Below are 18,828 nucleotides of genomic sequence, written 5' to 3'. Positions count from 1 at the left end.
GACTATGAAGCAGTAAGCTGAGGCTCATCCACCACCACCGCATCACGCAAGGTGTCAGCGAAGCTTGCCAGGGCGGGTGTCCATGTCTCGGGTTCGAAGGCGGCAAAGTAAGTATCGACATTGGCGATGGAGGAGGGCAGTTCCAGGGTGTGAATCCCGAACCGGTGTTGGTGGGCTTCGACTGTTCCTCGGGGCAGTACTGTGTAACCCATTCCCGCCGCGACACAGCCTAGCATCGCGTCCAGTGAACCGAACTCAAAAATCCGCCCGGCATTAACGCCATGGGAGGCCAGCAATAGCTCGATACGCTGGCGGTAGCTACACCCTTGACGAAACGCCAGGAAGGCAGAGGTCAGCAGCTCCTGAGAAGAGGGCATCGTCGTCATCGGCGTTGAACCCACCAGGACAAGCTGCTCGCTGAAAGCCTTGAGCAAGTGATAGCGGCTATGCTCAAGCCGCCCAGCCACGAAAACACAGTCCACCTGTCCGTCCAGCAACAACTCGACCAGTTCGGCCGTTGGCCCGGTCTTGATCTGGATATCAACGTCAGGCTGTGCTGCGTGGTATGCCGCCAGTATCGGCGGAAGGCGCACGGCTGTGGTGGTCTCCATGGCGCCAATACGCAGTCGGCCACACGCCTTCTCCTGGCCCTTGAAGAGCGATACCGCTTCATCGTGGGCCGTCAACATGCGTTCAGCGTACTCCACCAATGCCAAGCCAGCGCTCGTAGGGCGAACGCGGCCCGCACGCTGAATAAGCTGCACGCCTAACTCATCCTCAAGTTTCTTGATGTGAGCCGTCACGTTGGATTGCACCGTGTGCAGCTGATTAGCCGCCGTCACGAAGCTGCCTGTTTCGGCGACGGCCATGAATAGTCGCAGTGATTTCAATTGCACGCGCCGTCTCCCTGTCAGGCTATCTCAAAAAAAGATAGTAACGATCAAAACTAATCGTTTCTAGAAATAGTTTCTCACGCGTAGTCTGGCTGTGTAACAACGCGCTGCCCACCTTGCCCTAATGGCGGCACGAAAAGGACACAGCATGATGAATCGAGCACTCACTACCCAAGACCTACCCGCCCTAATTACCGGGATAATGGCGACCTTGGCGGGCATTGGCATTGCGCGCTTTGCCTACACGCCGCTACTGCCCGCGATTATTCAGGAAGGCTGGTTTACCGCCAGCCAAGGCGCCTACCTGGGAGCTGCCAACCTGCTGGGTTACTTTATCGGCGCGCTCTCCGCCCACGCCTTGAGTGAGCGCTTTTCTTCCCGCTGGGTAATTGGCGCAAGTTTCGCGGCTATCGCCCTCAGTTTTATGCTCTGCGCTGGCGCGGGCAGTTTTGCCTGGTTCTTCTTTTGGCGATTAGTCTCCGGCATTGCTGGGGCCATTTTAATGGTGGTTGGCCCATCGCTGGCGCTGGCGGCTACTCCGCCTGAAAGGCGAGCCAGTGTGGGTGCTATGGTGTTTACCGGGATTGGCCTCGGCGCGCTGCTTTCGGCCTTCATCGTGCCTGTGCTTCTGGAGTTAAGCCTAATGGTCACCTGGAGCACGCTGGGGTTGCTCTGCATTGCTGCGGGCCTTTTAAGCGACGCTTTTTTACAACGCGTGACGCCCTTAGCACTAACTTCAGATGCTAGCCCATCGGCCAATAGCCAGAAGGGATATATGGGTATAAAGCTAGTGGTATTGTTGGTGATAGGCGCTTATGCCCTGGACGCGGTCGGATTTGTGCCCCATACCGTGTTCTGGGTGGACTATCTCGCCAGGGAAAACGCCCTGGGGAATCACGCCGCTTCCCTACAGTGGGGCATCTTCGGTTTGGGCGCCGTATGTGGGCCGCTAATGGTGGGTGCCTTGGCGCATCGAGTGGGTTGGCATCGTGGCTTAGCGATCGCCTTTGTGGCGAAGGCTGCCGCTGTATCACTGCCGGTATTTTCGCTAGCGCTGCTCAGCCAATCGATATCCTCTTTCATGGTGGGAGCAATGATCCCCGGTATAGTCGCGTTGACTTCTGGCCGTCTTGCCGAATTAGTAGGCCCGGCCGCACACAAGAAGCTATGGGGGCAGGCAACCGCTGCTTTTGCTGCTGCCCAGGCAGTGGCGGGTTATGCCATGTCCGCGCTTTATGGTACCTGGGGCACCTATGCGCCGCTATTTGCCATCAGCGGCTTTATGCTAGCGGGAGGCTTTTTGTTGGTGCTGCTTAGCCGTGGCGTACAGCAGCGCCACGCGCACCTTTCTACTTTGCATTAAACCCAGCAATCTACATCACACCGAGGGAGGCAATAATGGAACTCTACCTGAACGCCACATCACCCTATGCGCGCCTGGCGCGAATTGTGTTACTGGAAAAAGGCTTAGCAGACGCCGTCACGCTGAACTGGTGCGACCCCTGGGCAGACGATGCCGATCTATTAAAGGCCAATCCCGCAGGGCGGATTCCCGCGCTGATAACGGAGGAGGGCACTACGCTAAGCGAGTCACTGCTGATTGCCGTTTACCTGGATGGCGTTAGCCCCAGCAAGCCAATGATTCCCCAAGACCGTTTGGGTGCGGTGTTGCATCTGGCAGGATTGGGCCAAAACCTGATGGATGCCGCGTTCAACACCGTGATTGCCCGAAAGCATTACGGCAACGAGATAGATGACAGCGAGCTGGGGCAGAGGCGTTCTCGGGCGATTCAGCGGCTGTTAAAACAGTTGGACGGTGAGCTTGGTGAAAAACAGCAGACCTCAACCATTAACCTGGGTGAAATCGCCATTGCGGTGGCGCTTGATTATCTCGCCTTCAGGCTTCCAGAGGTGAGCTGGAAAGAAGACTACCCGCAGCTTCAGGCTTGGCATGCTGGCGTTACTGCGCGAGAGAGCTTTCAGCAGACGGCATTCTGTTAGGGCTTTCTATTAGCAAAAGTGGGGTAAAGCGAGCATAGCGCTGGATCTCAGCCCGTAACTTTCCCACTTCTTCGACGGGCTGCTCTTCAATATCCGCGATCATTTGATCGTCCATTCGATGAGGTTGAACTGCCGTAAAACCTGCTTGCGGCAGTTTAATCAGTGGCGGACTGCGCACGAAAACGAGTTATCTGCTCAATAGCCAATTGAGCCACAGCCTCAAGATCCTTTGCTGAGGCGCCATCGCGTGCTTGCACAGACATGCCTTGGATGATGGCGCCGATAAAGCGGGCGAGTGCCATCGCATTGGTATCGGTGCTTAACTGCCCCTGTGAAATGCCTTGCTCAATCCTATCGTGCAATGCCTTCATCGTTGCTTCGCGCTCTCGCGCCACCATATCGGCAATAGCATCATTATCGCGGGCACAGGTTAAAACAGCCATCGAGATCATGCAGCCACGAGGTCTATCCGGGCGGCAGAACTGCTTGGCGGCTTCCATCAGCAATTGCTTGAAGGCAGCCACCACATCTTCTTTCTCTAGGGCGGCAGCGGCGAAAGCACCTACCTCGGACTGATACCAGTCCAGCGCTTCCCGATAGAGGTCTGCCTTTGAAGTGAAGGCGGCGTATAGGCTCTGTGGCGTGATGCCCATAGCGGCTGTCAGTTCGGCGATTGAAGCGCCTTCATAACCTAATTGCCAAAATGTTTCTCCCGCAATGGCTAAAGCCGCACTGCGATCGAAAGCGCGTGGACGGCCACGCGATCGTGGCGAGTTAACAGTAGTATTTTTCACAATGATCACTCTTGAAATAAATTGATTTTCCGTTAATTATGGAGTGGTCGCTCCTTATTATAGGTATTCCTACCATGAATAGATATTTGATCGGTCTTGCAGGCATCATGTTGGCTACCTCGGCTTCGGCCAACGATGCCCTTACAAGACAGTTGGATGGCGTTATCAATCGAGCCATTGCGGAAAATAGAATCGTCGGGACAGTCGTGTTAGTGGCTCAAAATGGCGAGATCGTCTATCGTCGCGCAGCGGGTCAGTTTGATCGTGAAGCGAGAACTCCCATGTATGAAGATGCCGTGTTCCGCTTAGCATCTATCACCAAACCCATCGTCTCGGCGACGCTGATGCGGCTCGTTGAAGAGGACAAGCTAACGCTAGATGACCCTGTAACAAAGTGGTTGCCCGCATTTCGTCCCCAGCTCGACGATGGCAGCCGACCGGTTATTACTCTTCGCCAGCTTTTGACCCATACATCGGGCCTTAGCTACCGCTTTGTAGAGCCGTTAGACAGTGATTACCATCGCCTAAATATTTCGGATGGTCTTGACCAGCCGGGGCTTAGCCTGGATGAAAATCTGCGCAGGCTCGCACAAGCGCCTCTTGTCTTTGCTCCGGGCGGAGGGTGGCGCTATTCGCTAGGGCTTGATGTGCTGGGGGCGGTTATTGCCGAGGCTTCGGGCAAGACACTTCCTCAGGCTGTGCAGGAAGCTGTTCTCGACCCCCTCCAGTTGGCAGACACCGCCTTCGTGCCCTCCGACACCTCTCGGTTGGCGACGCCCTACGCAGATGGAGAGTCCGAGCCGGTTCGGATGACGGACAATATGGCAGTGCCTATTTGGAATAGCGTTGCTCACTTTGCACCCAGTCGGGCAACGAATGCTGATTCGTACCCCTCGGGCGGAGCGGGCATGGTGGGAACTGCGGCTGATGTCTTACGCTTTTTAGAAGTTATTCGCCGTGGGGGAGAGCCAATCCTTGCGCCTGATACGGTATCAGCAATGATGCAGGATCAGGTCGGCGGTGAGTCGGAAATGCAGGGACCAGGCTGGGGATTTGGTTATGGCTGGGCGGTGTTGGATGACCCTGACGCCGCGGGTACACCGCAGTCAAAAGGCACTATCCAGTGGGGTGGCGCCTACGGCCATAGCTGGTTTGTTGACCCTGTTAAAAAGCTCACTGTTGTTGCGTTAACCAACACCGCATTTGAGGGGATGTCCGGCGCTTTTCCTATGGAAATACGCGATGCGGTCTATGAAAAGAATGATTAGGGCTCGAACCGTCGATTACAGCGATCCTGCATCAACGATATTCGCAAACGCCTTATGATTGCATGGTTGGGGAAGCGTGAATCAGTGTTTATCTTCGAGGCGCTCCGCATCGCAATAAACAGCATCTCAAATAATAAATAGCTGTGCACGGACAAGTAATTGCTGGCGGGTAGGCGTCAGCCGTGACCTGCATTTGATACTTCCAACCCTTATCACCCATGCTAGATCGCATATTCAAAATAAGAATATCAAATTTCTCTTTTATGCTTTTTGTTAAGTTAAGTATGCACTAAAATGGCGCCCTTTCTGAGCCGGGCCGCTGGGTGTCTTCTCCCTTGTTAGGCCGCAGATAGGGATGTCCCCATGAGTGAGCCAGCAAGCGATCAAGATCCTTCTCAAGAGCGTGCGCACTTCAAGCGCAGTATGCAGACGCGCCATTTGGTGATGCTCTCTTTAGGGGGCGTGATTGGCACCGGGCTGTTTTTGAGTTCCGGTTATACCGTGCAGCAAGCCGGGCCTATTGGCGCGGTGTTGGCCTATCTGGTAGGTGGCATTGTTGCCTGGCTGGTGATGATGTGCCTGGGTGAGCTGGCGGTGCATATGCCGAATTCAGGTGCCTTCAGCGCCCATGCCAGCCGCTATATCGGCCCCGGCACCGGTTATATGGTGGCCTGGATGTACTGGCTTACCTGGACGGTGGCGCTAGGTTCGGAATTTACTGCGGCGGCGGTCTTTATGGGGCGCTGGTTTCCCGACATCCCCGGCTGGTACTGGAGCGGCTTGTTTGCGGCGATTGTCTTTGGCGTTAATGCGTTTACCTCGCGCTTCTTTGCCGAGTCTGAATTCTGGCTCTCACTGATCAAAGTGATCGCAGTGGTGGTGTTTGTGCTGGTGGGCGCCGTGGCGATTATTGGCTGGGTACCGCTGCATGATGCCGCGGGCACCGAGGTCGCCTCGCCGGGGCTATCGGCTCTATGGGGAGAGGGCGCCATGCCGCCCAACCTGCTAGCCATTGGTACCGCCTTACTGGCAGTGATGTTTGCGTTTTCTGGCACCGAACTGATCGGGATCGCCGCCGGAGAAACGGTGGATCCAGCCCGCAATGTGCCCAAGGCAATCCGCGCGACACTATGGCGGTTGATCCTGTTTTTTGTCGGCACCATCGTCGTGATTGCGGCGCTGTTACCTCAAGATCAGGCCAGTCTTAGTCAAAGCCCCTTTGTGGCCGTATTCCAGCGCCTTGGGGTGCCGGGCGCTGCCGATATCATGAATTTTGTCATCATTACCGCGCTGCTGTCGGCGGCCAATTCCGGGCTTTACGCTTCGTCGCGCATGCTGTGGACGCTCGCTGACCAGGGCACGTTGCCCAAGTCGCTTGGCCGTCTCAATAAGCGGGGTATCCCGATGAACGCCCTGCTACTCAGCATGGTCGGCGGCTTGGGCGCTCTGTTCTCCAGCGTGTATGCCCCTGAAACCGTCTATCTGGTATTGGTCTCGATTTCCGGTTTAGCCGTGGTCGTGGTCTGGATGGCAATTGCACTCAGCCAGTTCAACTTCCGCCGCCACTACCTGCGTGAAGGAGGGCAATTGAAGGATCTGGTCTATCGCACGCCGTTCTATCCCTGGGTGCCGATTATTGCGTTTGCAGCCTGTTTGGCGGCGTGTATCGGCATCGCCTTTGACCCGCAACAACGTGTAGCGCTCTATTTCGGTGTGCCTTTTATTGGCCTGTGCTACCTGGTGCACTTTGTGCGCCACCGTTCGGCCTCCCAACGTTCTGAATATTCGCCCAACGCTGTTGAGGAAAAGACCGTATGAATGAGTTAAATCCGATCAAGGCCCTCTTAGCCGACGTGCCCTTTATGGTCATCGACGGTGCTTTGGCCACCGAGCTTGAAGCGCTGGGCTGCGACCTCAATGACAATTTGTGGTCGGCGCGCTTGCTGGCCCAGGCGCCGGAGAAGATTCGTCAGGTTCATCAGGCCTACTTTGGCGCCGGGGCCGACTGTGCGATTACCGCCAGCTATCAAGCCACGGTGCCCGGCTTTATGCAGACAGGGCTAACGGCAGAAGAGGCGCGGGCGTTGATTCAGCTGTCGGTCACGCTGGCGCAGCAGGCCCGCGATGCGGTGTGGCAGCCAGGGCAAACCGACCGTCCCAAACCACTGGTAGCCGCATCCGTTGGCCCGTATGGCGCCTACCTAGCAGACGGCAGTGAATACCGCGGCGGCTATGACCTGGATCGCGCTGGACTGGTTGAGTTTCACCGCGAGCGGTTTGAGCTGCTGCTGGCGGCGGGGGCGGATCTACTGGCTGCTGAGACCTTGCCCTCATTGGAGGAAGCGCTGGCGATCACCGATTTGTTGGCTGAAAACCCAGGCGCCCAGGCCTGGATAACCTTCTCGGCGAAGGATGGCCAATACATCAGCGACGGTACGCCTATCGCAGAATGTGCCGCCGCCCTGGCCAACTGCCCAGGCGTAGCGGCAATCGGTGTGAATTGCACGGCGTTTGCACACATCGAATCATTGATTCAGGAAATCCGACGTGAGTGCGACCTGCCGGTGTTGGTCTACCCCAACTCAGGTGAGGTGTACGACGCGGTAACCAAAACCTGGCACCCGGCCCAATGCGATCATACCGCTGCCGATCTTTCCGGGCTGGCACAAGGAGTTGAGCACTGGCTGAAGGCAGGCGCATCAGGTATTGGTGGATGCTGCCGGACCACACCGGAGGATATTCAGGCGCTAGCCGAGTGGCGGCGGTCGCACTAGTTTAGTTAGGCTTTAATGCTGAGTCTCTGCTCGTAACTTATCTATTTCTTTGAAGGGCATCTCATTTAGCTGCTCCAGACTCACCTCAGCTCCGAGCTGTTGTAGGTGACGTTTGATCCAGCGCGTAATGACCTTATCAATGCGCTCTTTGTTCGGATTCGCTTGAATGATGGTCACAATACGATCCACGGCTTATCGTTTGAGTGCTGTCATCCAGCCGTACGGATGAAAGCCTCCGCTGAGGGAGACAAATGGCGGTGACCTAACACGAGATCGAATTGAGGCTCGGAACCCGTTAACGGACGATAACTGATCCGGTCTGCCTGAAAGCCACTCATGCTTTCGGGAACAATGGAGACACCGCCTCCGACTGCTACAAGAGACAGTACAGCATGCATTCCGTGCGCCTCTTGCATCACTCTGGGTACAAAGCCCGCATTCGCGCAAAGACGAATAACCTGAAGATGAAAACCACGGCCTTCCACCATCGGCCAGAGAATGAACGGTTCGTCAGAGAAGTCGCCAAGCGCTAAGTCTGACCGCTTACTAAGGGCATTATCTTTCGAAATAGCCATGCATAATCGATCACTATCGAAACTTGTCTGCTCGATATCTTCAGCATTTACAAGCGGTGGGATCAACACACCCACGTCCAGCGTTCCGCCTCGCAATGCCTCAACCTGGGCGGCGGTTGTCGCTTCACGTAGCTCAAGACGGACATGTGGATGGCTTGTCCGAAATTCACGAATGACATCCGGTAACCGTCCATAAAGCGAACTTCCCACATAGCCCAGGCGAACTAAACCTGTTTTTCCTGCTGCGACATCTTGCGTCGCGGTGATGGCTTCTTCCGCACGCCGAAGGGTTCCGTATGCTTCATTAAGAAATCTCTTTCCCGCAGGGGTTAAGCCAAGAACGCGGTTGCCACGTTCAATCAGGGTTACATTGATATCACCCTCCAGCTTTCTGATCGCACTAGTAAGAGGGGGCTGCGACATATTCAAACGCGCCGCAGCACGGTGGAAGTGCAACTCTTCCGCCACAGCCACGAATTGTTCCATTGCGCGCAAGGTGATACGGGCTTTGATGTCTGGCGTCATGCGGCAACTCCGATATGTCATTAGCAATTCAATACTCTAATGATATTAAAAATGTATCAAGCATTGATATTATTAGTATTTTATATATTACTTTGCCCATTTCATACTTCCTACTCGTGTTCACAGAAAAGACGGAGCGTGAAATGGTGAGCTTTGAAGGGCAGGTAGTTCTTATTACCGGAGCAGGTCGCGGGCTTGGTTTTGCGTATGCCCAATACGTTGCACGACTTGGTGCGACAGTTCTGATCCAGGATAACGGTGCCGATTCGGATGGTAATGGAGAGGATCCACAGATTGCGGAGCTTGCAGCAGAAAAACTTCGGTTGGAAGGTCTCGATGCAAGAGCAGTATCGGCGGATATTGGAACGCGTGCAGGCTGCCATGCACTGGTGCGCAGTGCTCTAACAATCAATGGCCGATTGGATGCGCTGATTCATAATGCAGGGTGGGTAGCCTACGAAGGCATTGAAGCAGTAGAGGAAAGCGCCTTTGACCAAATGATGTCCATCGCCGCCAAGGCTCCTCTCTGGCTCGCACAGGCAGCTTGGCCTGTAATGAAAGCAGCGGGCTATGGCCGCATCGTCATGACCACTTCCTGCCGGGCGCTCTACCCCCAATATGTTCAGAGCGGGCTCGCCTCTTACGCGGCCGCCAAGATGGCGGTGGTGGGGCTTATGAATGTGCTTGCTTCTGAAGGTGAGAAGGACGGCATTATTGTCAATGCGGTTTCGCCCGTTGCCAAGACGCGCATGTGGGGAATAGAGGGTGAACCCGATGAACTGCGTCCCATCGATGTCGCGCCAGGCATTGCGTATCTTGCATCTTCGCAATGCAAAGAAGGTGGCTGGATACTCCGTGCCGCGAATGGGCAGTTTCATGCTACCAAGGCGATGGAAGCGAAGGGCGTCGACTATCCACGTGACCTGCGTGCAGTGCATATCTCAACAGCGGATGAGATAGCGGCAAACTGGCCGCTAATCGCTGTTTCTAACGTGGAACCTCGATCATGAACGAGGTGATCGTGGCATTTTCAAGCCAAGCGGTGTTGGGAGAGTCGCCGGTTTGGAGCACATCCACCGCTAGGCTTTTATGGGTAGATACTCTGGGAGCCTCGCTCAATGTATTCGACCCAGTGACGAGCCATAATGTCGTACATGCGATGCCCAGTCCGTTGGGCTTTGTCACTGAGACACCGGCTGGCCAGTGGTTCATAGGAGCCGGTTGTGATGTTGAAATGGTCAGTAGGTCAGGTGAAAGGCAGCTAATAGCGACCGCGCCGCATGGCCAAGAAGGATATCGGTTCAATGATGCTAGCCTCGACCCATCCGGCCGCCTGTGGGTGGGCTTGATGAACGAAGGGCTGAAGGAAGGCTCCGGCTATCTCTACCGACTCGATCCAGAGGGTGCGTGGCACACCATCGATTCTGGTTTCACGCTCATTAATGGAATTGACTGGAGCCGTGATAGTAAAACACTCTATGTGACAGACTCCCTGCAGGGCGTCATTTACGCCTATGATCACGACCTCTTGTCGGGTGAGGTCAGAAATCGACGTTCTCTGATCAGCATCAGCCCAGATAAAGGCAAACCTGATGGGCTGACTGTTGATCGAGAGGGCTTCTTACTCAGTGTGCTCTTCGATGGTGCTGCTATCGCGCGGATATCACCAGAGGGGCAGATAGATTGCATGATTTCGCTTCCTGTTCCACGCCCTACGAGCTGTGCCTTTGATGATACGGGGCAATATCTCTTCGTTACATCGGCACGGCTTGGTTTATCCAAAAGCGAGATAGCAAGAGCGCCCGCATCGGGGGCGCTGCTTCGAATTGACTATCAACAGGTGACGGGATGAATTTACGACTAACCTTCATTAAATAATGTGGAGGTCGAAGGTACGCGTTGCCCAAGAGAGCATCGTGCATCATCTGCCTCTAATATAGTGGTCATGAGCACTGTTCAAAAGCGTGTATTATCGTGGGGGCACGATGACAAAACAAAAATTGATTCTGCTATTCGATGGGACGTGGAACGACCCTGAAGACCAAACCAATGTTTATCGTATTACCCGGCTGATCCATGATGACGATGACGGTATCCGGCAGCGGTTCTATTACGATCCCGGCGTAGGGACATCCAAATTTCAGCGCTTTACCGGCGGAGCCTTCGGTCATGGGTTGAGCACAAACCTACTGGAAGGCTATGACTGGCTGGCAAGGCGTTACAGTGAAGGTGATGAAATCTGGATATTCGGGTTTAGCCGTGGTGCCTACACCGCCAGAAGCCTGGTGGGGCTGATTCGTAAATGCGGGCTAGTGCATGTCGTCACGCCAGGGTTGCTCGATAAGGCCGAAAGTATTTATCGAAACCGCGATTTGCACCCCGATTCTGACGTTTGCAAAGGGTTCAAGGAGAACTTCAGCCGCCAGCCCAGGATTCATTTCATTGGTGTGTGGGATACCGTTGGCGCGCTGGGCGTGCCCGGAATCAACCTGTTCAAAAGCAAATACGATTGGCACGATACCGAGCTTTCCAGCATTGTCGATCATGCCTATCAAGCGGTCGCGCTGGACGAATACAGAGCGACCTATAACGTATCGCTCTGGACAAGCAAGGATGGCAAGCAGAAAACGGGCAATCGCGATGTAGAGCAGTGCTGGTTTATCGGCGCCCACGCCAATGTAGGCGGCGGCTATGGCGCTGACGACACACTGGCCGATATATCGCTGAGCTGGATGTTAGCCAAGGCGCAAAAAGCAGGCCTAAAAGTGGCACCCTTTGATGTTGTTGAGGATGCCTGGAAGACAGCACCAAAAGACTCGTTTTCTGATTTCCTGAAGGGGTTCTACGCCAGATACAAACGCCTTGGAAACACCACTGACGGCCGTTTTTACCGACAATATGCGCAAGGAATGCCAGGGCAGCGAGCAGTGAATATTTCAGTCGATGAGAGTGTTTGGAAGCGCTGGGCCGATACAGCTTGTGAGTACCGGCCACGTACCTTGACTGATGTCCCCCTTTCCCCACCTGAGGAGTAGGCGGGGCGGGTAGTTTTGATTGGCATAGGCAGCCTTTCACCAGCACCACCCAGCCACTGCCCAACGCCACTAACTGCCGGTACTGCTCGCCAAACACGTTTCCAGCACGGGCGGCTGGCAAACCTGCCGCAACAGTGGCGGCTGGAACGCAGCAGGGGAGCTAAACGTGAAAGCTAATGGCACGCAGTCTAGTTTAGTGCTGTGTCACGTTAACCAAGGTGCCATAAGCAGTAGCATAATGACTGACCTAGATCACGAAGTGTCCACTATCGACTAAAAACTAGGTGTTCAAAGTAGGCTTAATCTAAATGAACTGCTAGTCTCGAAGTATTAGAGCGAAAAACGCCGCAGGGACAATACAATGCAGAATGCCCGCATAACGCTTCACCCTAACCAACAGCGCATGCAAGTGCAGGTTGCTGGCATTCTGCTGGGCGACTCCACCAATGCGGTTGAACTCCGCGAGCTAGGTGAAGAACGTTCTGTTTGGCATTTTACCGAAAATAATTACCATTTTGCCATAACTTGGAGATGGGATTCATGTACCTTAAAAAGGTTGCTATACGGAATTTTCGTCGTTTAAAAGATATATCAATTGATTTTGAAGGAAAGGAAACCGTTTTTGTAGGACCTAACAATAGTGGTAAGACGTCCGCAACTGCTGCAATTAGGAGCTTTCTAAGCAGTCGGGACTTCAAGGTTCACGATTTCTCGCTCTGCTCCCTAACAGCGATCAATGCATACGACCCAGATTCTCCTACCCCCCTCCCATGCATCCAACTTGATCTTTGGTTTCATATTGATCCTGACGCGATTGAGTTTGGAACAGTTTTCGCTCTGGCAACTGGCCTCGACGGCGACTTTACTGAACTTGGTATTCGGTGTTCCCTTGAAGTGGCGGATGCAGGTGAGCTGTGGGCTAAATATGATCAAACATTTCCCGTTAAAGCAGATGGGCGACGCAAAAAGACACTGGTAGATTTCCTCGCTCTAGAAGGGAATCTTAAGGCTCATTTCAAAACGCAATACTACTCTCTGAATAATAGCGCCACGGGCGTCGTTTCGACCTCCCTTGATCCTAGCGAGGGGAAGAAGACGCTTCGCTCATTGCTTCGTGTCGATTTTGTTGATGCGCAGCGGAATATCGACGACGAAAATGCTACGCGAAGCAACAAGCTCTCAGAAGCATTTGCAGCATACTACCAACGGAATCTGGAGCAAGCCGAAGCAGCCGAGGGAGCGGTAGCAGTGATCGAACAGAACAATCAGAATTTGACCGATCACTATCAACAGCACTTTCAACCCTTAATGGGTATCATTGAAGACCTGGGACTGCCCTCTCACAATGATCGGGCAATGAAGGTTGTGTCGACGCTCAGCTCTGAAGTTGCATTGCGAGGCAGCTCCGAGCTCTTCTATGTAGACGCATCGTCCAGTCATGAACTGCCTGAGGCCTATAATGGCCTTGGCTTCAAGAACCTTGTCTTCATGGCAATTCAAATCGACAATTTCTATAAACAATGGCTTGCGACCGAAGAAAATCGGCCTCTATGTCAGATGATATTTGTCGAAGAGCCCGAAGTTCACCTGCATGCGCAAGTGCAACAAACATTTATTAAGCAGATGTGGAAAGTGCTCACTCAAGGCGCCTGTGCCGATGAATCGCGCCCACAACTTACTGTTACAACCCACTCGTCTCACGTTCTGGATGCGGTGGATTTCTCAAAAATTCGCTACTTCCGCCGCGTTGATTTGAATGACGTAGGTACAGGAAGCACATACCCAGGATCGATTGTCAAAAGCCTGAAGGAATTCCGACCTGATGAAATCAAGGTCGGTAATATTGAGGTATCTGCAGATGAAGCACTGGCTTTTCTAAAAAAGTACCTCCGGTTAACACACTGCGATCTGTTTTTTGCTGATGCCGTCGTTTTAGTTGAAGGGGCCGTTGAGAAATTGCTCTTACCAAAAATGATTGATCTATCAGCGGGTGGTTTGAATTCGAAGTACCTCACGGTTTTGGAAGTCGGCGGCGCATACAGTATGCGATTTTCTAAATTGATGGATTTTTTGGGTGTTCCCTATTTGATCATCACCGATATCGATTCTGTTAATCCGGCCGACAATAGAAAGGGGTGTAAGGCAACCGAAGCAGGAGCCGTTACATCGAACGCTTCCATAAAGTATTTCTTCGCCGGTAGTGACCTTGTGTCTGATTTGACCACTAAAGCCGACGTAGATCATATCCAGGCCGACAATATGCGATTCGTCGCTTACCAGAAAAAATTAGAGATCGAGTATGGTGGTGCAGTCCATAGCTTCCACGGCAGGACGCTCGAAGAGACCTTTGTTTATGAAAATCATGAACTCTTCTCTAGTGGAGCGCTGTCGATTGGTAAGAGAATACCTGCTGACGCTGCAGAGTTTCACGACGTTGTCTGGAAGCGGATAAAGAGTTCAACCTTTAAGAAGACTGAATTTGCGATGGATGTTCTGGCCCGCGATTCAAACGTTGAAGGTGCTGTGCCTTGGAAGGTTCCACAGTACATAGCAGTCGGGTTGCGCTGGCTAGAAGGCCGTTTAAACGACCAACCGGTTAAGGGAGAGCAGAATGCCTGACCTTAAGCCAACCGAAGCAGATAACGAAATTGCCAGTTGCATAGATGGAAATACATCCTTTACGGTCATTGCCGGTGCTGGGTCAGGCAAGACCACGTCATTGATCGAGGCCCTAAATAAAATCCGGTGTGCCCGAGGGAGTCAACTGAGGGAACGTGGACAGAAAGTGGTTTGTATCACCTATACCAACCGGGCCGTGGCGGTAATTTCATCACGTTTGGGGTTTGATGCGCTTTACTTTGTAACGACACTTCATGGATTCCTCTGGGGAGAGGTTTCCAGGTTTCAGGCTCCTCTAAGAGAGGCTTTGGTTGAGCATGTTATTCCTGGCCATATCGACAAGGCTCAAGAAGCCGATAATGGAGGGAATTCGCAAAGAGCGATTGCCGCAAGAAAAAAAGTTAAGCGTTTGCAATCTGAACTCGCGGCACTTATCGAGAACAGCCCACCTGTGAATTACGCAGAAACGACGGCAAGCGATTACTCGAAATGCTTACTCAACCACGATGACGTCATAGATGTAGCTTCGCACTTAATCGCAACGAAACCGATGCTTCAAAAAGGTCTCGGCTTCAAGTATCCCTATATTTTCGTTGATGAAGCGCAAGACACCTTTCCACAGGTAATGACTGCACTAAATTCCGTTTGCGCTTTGGAAGGGCTCCCAATCATAGGGTATTTCGGCGACCCTATGCAGCAGATTTACGACAAGCGCGCGGGATATTTCGCTGGGCCTGAAGGATCAGTGCCTATAACGAAGCGAGAAAATTTTCGATGTTCTGTCTCAGTCATTAACCTACTCAATAAGTTTAGGGGCGATGTCGAGCAATTTCCTGCGGGTAAGAACGCGGACGTCGAGGGTAGTGTTGAAATCACTATCGCTCGGGCCCCAGATCCTGAGGGGATCAGAAGAACATACACGCCAGAGCAGCTTGATCACGTGTCCGGCATGTTTCATCAAGCGCTGGAAAATTGGGAGTGGAATAACGACCCAGCTGTGAAAAAGTTGTTCTTGGCAAGGCAAATGATTGCAAGACGTCTGAACTTCTCAAAACTTCATCGATTGTTCACTGGTGTTTACTCATCATCCCGCTCCCAATCCGACTACGAAGACGGGACACACTATCTTCTAAAGCCTTTTTTAGAAGTAATTCATCCTTTGGTTTCCTCCTCGACCAGGGGGGATTCGAAGCGCGTCCTCGATGTCTTGCGACACGGAAGTCCCGCGTTCTCATCAAGTGGCGCAAACAAGGAAAAGTCGCTCAAACAAATGCTCAATCGGGCCAGAGAAGTTTCTCGCCAACTATCTGACTTATGGGGTGTTGCGACAACCAAAGAAATTCTTAAATACTGCGAGGGCCACGCTTTACTTTCGATTTCGGACCGCCTTTCTTTACAGCTAGAACGTGATGCGCGCGATGATTTTGACGCAGAGAATGAGGACCATCAGCGAGACAAAGGAGACTGGTTGGCCGATGAGTTTTTTAAGATGGATTGTAGAGAAATCGCCCCATATGCTGACTTTCTTGATGAAAACTCCCCGTTCAGTACTCAGCATGGTTCCAAGGGCGAAGAATATCCAAAGGTGTTGGTGATGATTGACGACGTCGAAGCCTCTTGGAATACCTACAGCTTCGGGAAGACACTTACACCTGGCACTGCCGGGGAGCCAACCGAACGTCAAGCCGAGCTTACCCGAAAACTTGCTTATGTTTGCTTTTCGCGGGCCGAAATAGATTTACGTATCCTATTCTTTTCTCTTGATCCAGAGAAGGCCGGATGTGAGCTGATCGAAAGAGGCTTATTCACAAAGGAACAAATTTCTTACATTTAGCAGTCCGAGTGAAAACCAAGATATTCGCGACGCTCGGCGTTTTGTGCGTGTAACTGAAGGTGTCCGACGCTTCACGCTAAATTGTGAAATTAGGCTGCCGTCTTCTTTAACTGGGAGATAACCAAACTATAGAAGCAGTCGTGTCAACTTGGGCCCCGCTATCGGCTAAATGCTCTTTGCGGGGCGAGAGACCGCTTCTGGCCGAAAACCGATACCACCAATGTTAATGTTGACTTTGATCACAATCTCCCCATCCCACTAACCCTCATAACCTCCCGCGTCACCGCATCATTCAATATCCCGCGCTTAGCTTCGATCACCGTGAGCCAATCGCGGGCGCGGGTGATGCCGGTATAGACTAACTCTCGGGTAAGAATGGGATTGGGCGTTTGCGGTAGCAGCAGGGCGGTGTGCTGAAACTCTGAGCCTTGGGATTTGTGTACCGTCATCGCGAACACGGTTTCTACTGCGTGCAGGCGGGAAGGTAGCACCCAGTGGATGGGGTTTTCTGCGTCACTGGTTGGGAAAGCGACGCGCAAAAGAGACCTTCCAGGCGTGCGGGGATCTGGCACCGCCATTGTGATGCCGATATCGCCGTTCATCAGTTTCAGGCCGTAGTCGTTTTGGGTGACCAGCACCGGGCGGCCTTCGAACCAGCCTTTTTCCAGCGTGTGGTCGTTGCCGAACAGCAGCTTTTCGCTGCGTAGTGTTTTGGCGATGCGCAGGTTTAATCCTTCTACGCCCCATGGGCCTTTGCGCAGTGCGCATAGCAGCTGAAAGCGACTGTAAGCGATTAGCACTTGTTTTGCCCAGGCATCGTAAACGTCGCCGTTCTCTTCAAACGCTAAAGCCGTATCGGGCCGTTCACTCGCTAAGGTGTTTAGGTAGTAACGGTAGCCGGTGGGCGGTGCTATTGGCTCGCCCTTGTGGTTGGTGCGGTTTTCGCCTGCGTTGGGAAAACGTTCCGAGCTGCCGGTGATGACTAGGCGCTCTAGGGCGCTGTCTTCGTTTTGTGCATCTGGCTTTAAAACTAAGTGGTGTAGGTCGGCATAGCCTTTATTCAGCACGCCATGCACCGCTTGGTGCTTCTTCCGTTCACTCAGTGACTCGCTTAACGGCTGGTTAATCGCCTGGGCGAGCTGGCCGATGCCGCTTTGGGCATTAAAACGGTGGCTTACCCGCAGCATGGTAATGGCTTGATCAAGCGGCTGGCCGTTGGGGTCGATTAATGTTTCCGGCAGAGGGTGGTCAGTGAGTTCGGCCAGCCACTGTGCCGTGGCGGGGGTGTAGTGGGCGGCGTCGGCGCGGCGGCACAGGTCGCCTAGTACGGCGCCTGCTTCTACCGATGCCAACTGGTCTTTATCCCCCAGTAGCACCAGCTTGGCGCTGGCGGGCAGGGCGCTGAGTAGCGCCGTCATCATTTCGATATCCACCATCGAGGCTTCATCCACTACCAGCACATCCAGCGCTAGCGGGTTGGCGGCGTTGTGGCGGAAGTGACGGGTGTCTGCCCTTGCGCCCAACAGCCTGTGAAGCGTGGTCACTTCCGTAGGAATGTCTATTGCGCTTGATGAGGAAGCGGCTGAGTGCTCAGCTAATAAAGAGGCTAACCCGCTAGTGGGCAGGTCATTGACCTGCCCGGCGATGGATTCATTTAGCCGGGCGGCGGCTTTGCCGGTGGGCGCGGCCAGGCGAATGCGCAGCGGGTGGGCGTTGGGCTTTGCCAGCTGCAGGGTTTGCAGTAGGGCTAGCAGGCGCACCACGGTGGTGGTTTTGCCGGTGCCGGGGCCGCCGGTGATGATTGCGAACGGGCTGCGGGCGGCGAGGGCACAGGCGTTCTTTTGCCAATCCAATGTGTCGGTGGCGGGGAATAACGTTTCTAACGCGCTTTTTAGTAGCGGGCTATTCGCCGAGCTGTTCAACGGGCTATCCGCACTAACCCGGTTGGCAATTTCCTGGTGCAGGGTTTGCTCGAACTGCCAGTAGCGGCGCAGGTAGAGTTTGCTGGTGTTGCCGCTGTGGCTCACCACCAGCGGCGTATTGCCGGGGCCGTCGCTGATCAGCGTGGGGTGGTTTAGAGCAGCCTGCCACTCGGGCAGCGTTAGCGTGGCCAGCACATGGCTGGGCAGCGGCGGCGGGTCGTTGAGGTCGTCGCCTTCCGGCGGTAGCGAAAGGGCAAAATCCGGGGCTTCCAGGGTGGCGGCTAAATCCAGGCAGACATGGCCACGGCCAAGCTGGTGGCTGGCTAGCGCTGCGCCCAGCAGTAGCAGCGGCGGGGCGTGTTGGCTTTCGCGCTCAAAAAAGCGCACCAGGGCCAGGTCTAAATCCCGCAGCCAGCCACGGGAAACCCAGCGCTCACACAGTTGTAGCAGCGCGGCGGTATCGCTCAGCGCGGGGTGGGGCTGGGCGGCACTGGCGGCTGATTCTGTCGGTGGTGTTGCTGATGCGCTTGAATCAGGCGCAGCGGGCGGTGCGTCATCGGCGAACAGGTCAAGATTCATAGGCCCGTT

General features: G+C 53.9%; 15 protein-coding genes. 10 read left to right on the top strand and 5 right to left on the bottom strand.

The features are described from left to right. Positions 1 to 2 precede the first annotated feature (2 nt). Positions 3 to 896 (bottom strand): LysR substrate-binding domain-containing protein, encoded by an 894-nt coding sequence (locus QT230_RS07690; RefSeq protein WP_308321017.1) that lies wholly within the window; start codon positions 894 to 896, stop codon positions 3 to 5. A gap of 148 nt (positions 897 to 1,044) precedes the next feature. Here QT230_RS07690 and QT230_RS07685 point away from each other — a divergent pair, with 148 nt between their 5' ends. Together QT230_RS07685 and QT230_RS07680 are read left to right on the top strand one after the other, a co-directional pair. Beyond that, positions 1,045 to 2,256, top strand: a complete 1,212-nt coding sequence (locus QT230_RS07685; RefSeq protein WP_374694451.1) for a YbfB/YjiJ family MFS transporter — start codon at positions 1,045 to 1,047, stop codon at positions 2,254 to 2,256. A 35-nt stretch (positions 2,257 to 2,291) separates the two neighbouring features. Continuing rightward, positions 2,292 to 2,894 carry a glutathione S-transferase N-terminal domain-containing protein gene (locus QT230_RS07680; protein ID WP_308321015.1) on the top strand — a complete coding sequence of 201 codons (603 nt, stop codon included), beginning with the start codon at positions 2,292 to 2,294 and terminating at the stop codon, positions 2,892 to 2,894. A gap of 155 nt (positions 2,895 to 3,049) precedes the next feature. On the opposite strand, the gene QT230_RS07675 is transcribed toward QT230_RS07680, so the two are convergent. Continuing rightward, on the bottom strand, positions 3,050 to 3,688 hold the full coding sequence (locus QT230_RS07675; RefSeq protein WP_308321014.1) for a TetR/AcrR family transcriptional regulator: 639 nt from the start codon (positions 3,686 to 3,688) through the stop codon (positions 3,050 to 3,052). 74 nt (positions 3,689 to 3,762) lie between these two features. Here QT230_RS07675 and QT230_RS07670 point away from each other — a divergent pair, with 74 nt between their 5' ends. The 3 genes from QT230_RS07670 to mmuM all read left to right on the top strand — a co-directional run bounded on the left by QT230_RS07670 (position 3,763) and on the right by mmuM (position 7,730). Then, positions 3,763 to 4,956 (top strand): serine hydrolase domain-containing protein, encoded by a 1,194-nt coding sequence (locus tag QT230_RS07670; RefSeq protein ID WP_308321013.1) that lies wholly within the window; start codon positions 3,763 to 3,765, stop codon positions 4,954 to 4,956. 363 nt (positions 4,957 to 5,319) lie between these two features. Beyond that, a complete protein-coding gene (locus tag QT230_RS07665; protein ID WP_308321012.1) occupies positions 5,320 to 6,774 on the top strand; it encodes an amino acid permease in 1,455 nt (484 codons plus the stop codon). Further along, positions 6,771 to 7,730, top strand: coding sequence for a homocysteine S-methyltransferase (gene mmuM, locus QT230_RS07660; RefSeq protein WP_308321011.1), 960 nt, complete (start codon positions 6,771 to 6,773; stop codon positions 7,728 to 7,730). The genes QT230_RS07665 and mmuM overlap by 4 nt, the downstream gene beginning before the upstream one ends. A 12-nt stretch (positions 7,731 to 7,742) precedes the next feature. Here mmuM and QT230_RS07655 read toward each other — a convergent pair whose 3' ends face one another. Continuing rightward, positions 7,743 to 7,919, bottom strand: a complete 177-nt coding sequence (locus QT230_RS07655) for a hypothetical protein (protein WP_308321010.1) — start codon at positions 7,917 to 7,919, stop codon at positions 7,743 to 7,745. 20 nt (positions 7,920 to 7,939) lie between these two features. Beyond that, a complete protein-coding gene (locus QT230_RS07650; RefSeq protein WP_308321008.1) occupies positions 7,940 to 8,830 on the bottom strand; it encodes a LysR substrate-binding domain-containing protein in 891 nt (296 codons plus the stop codon). Between the two features lie 14 nt (positions 8,831 to 8,844). On the opposite strand from QT230_RS07650, the gene QT230_RS07645 reads away from it, so the two are divergent. From QT230_RS07645 to QT230_RS07625, 5 genes are all read left to right on the top strand, one after another. Next, positions 8,845 to 9,840, top strand: a complete 996-nt coding sequence (locus QT230_RS07645) for an SDR family NAD(P)-dependent oxidoreductase (RefSeq protein WP_308321007.1) — start codon at positions 8,845 to 8,847, stop codon at positions 9,838 to 9,840. Beyond that, complete coding sequence (locus QT230_RS07640; protein WP_308321005.1) at positions 9,837 to 10,682, top strand: SMP-30/gluconolactonase/LRE family protein; 846 nt, start codon at positions 9,837 to 9,839, stop codon at positions 10,680 to 10,682. The genes QT230_RS07645 and QT230_RS07640 overlap by 4 nt, the downstream gene beginning before the upstream one ends. Before the next feature lie 133 nt (positions 10,683 to 10,815). Beyond that, complete coding sequence (locus tag QT230_RS07635) at positions 10,816 to 11,865, top strand: DUF2235 domain-containing protein (protein WP_308321004.1); 1,050 nt, start codon at positions 10,816 to 10,818, stop codon at positions 11,863 to 11,865. A gap of 540 nt (positions 11,866 to 12,405) precedes the next feature. Continuing rightward, on the top strand, positions 12,406 to 14,484 hold the full coding sequence (locus QT230_RS07630; RefSeq protein ID WP_308321002.1) for an AAA family ATPase: 2,079 nt from the start codon (positions 12,406 to 12,408) through the stop codon (positions 14,482 to 14,484). Next, a complete protein-coding gene (locus QT230_RS07625) occupies positions 14,477 to 16,318 on the top strand; it encodes a UvrD-helicase domain-containing protein (protein ID WP_308321001.1) in 1,842 nt (613 codons plus the stop codon). The genes QT230_RS07630 and QT230_RS07625 overlap by 8 nt, the downstream gene beginning before the upstream one ends. Before the next feature lie 239 nt (positions 16,319 to 16,557). Here QT230_RS07625 and recD read toward each other — a convergent pair whose 3' ends face one another. Further along, positions 16,558 to 18,819, bottom strand: a complete 2,262-nt coding sequence (recD, locus tag QT230_RS07620) for an exodeoxyribonuclease V subunit alpha (RefSeq protein WP_308321399.1) — start codon at positions 18,817 to 18,819, stop codon at positions 16,558 to 16,560. Between the last annotated feature and the right edge of the window lie 9 nt (positions 18,820 to 18,828).

Origin of the sequence: Halomonas sp. SpR8 (assembly GCF_031010195.1) — a bacterium.
Lineage (GTDB): Bacteria > Pseudomonadota > Gammaproteobacteria > Pseudomonadales > Halomonadaceae > Vreelandella.
The sequence above is the reverse complement of the archived record's forward strand: the minus strand, read 5'-3'. Positions and strand labels throughout refer to the sequence as shown.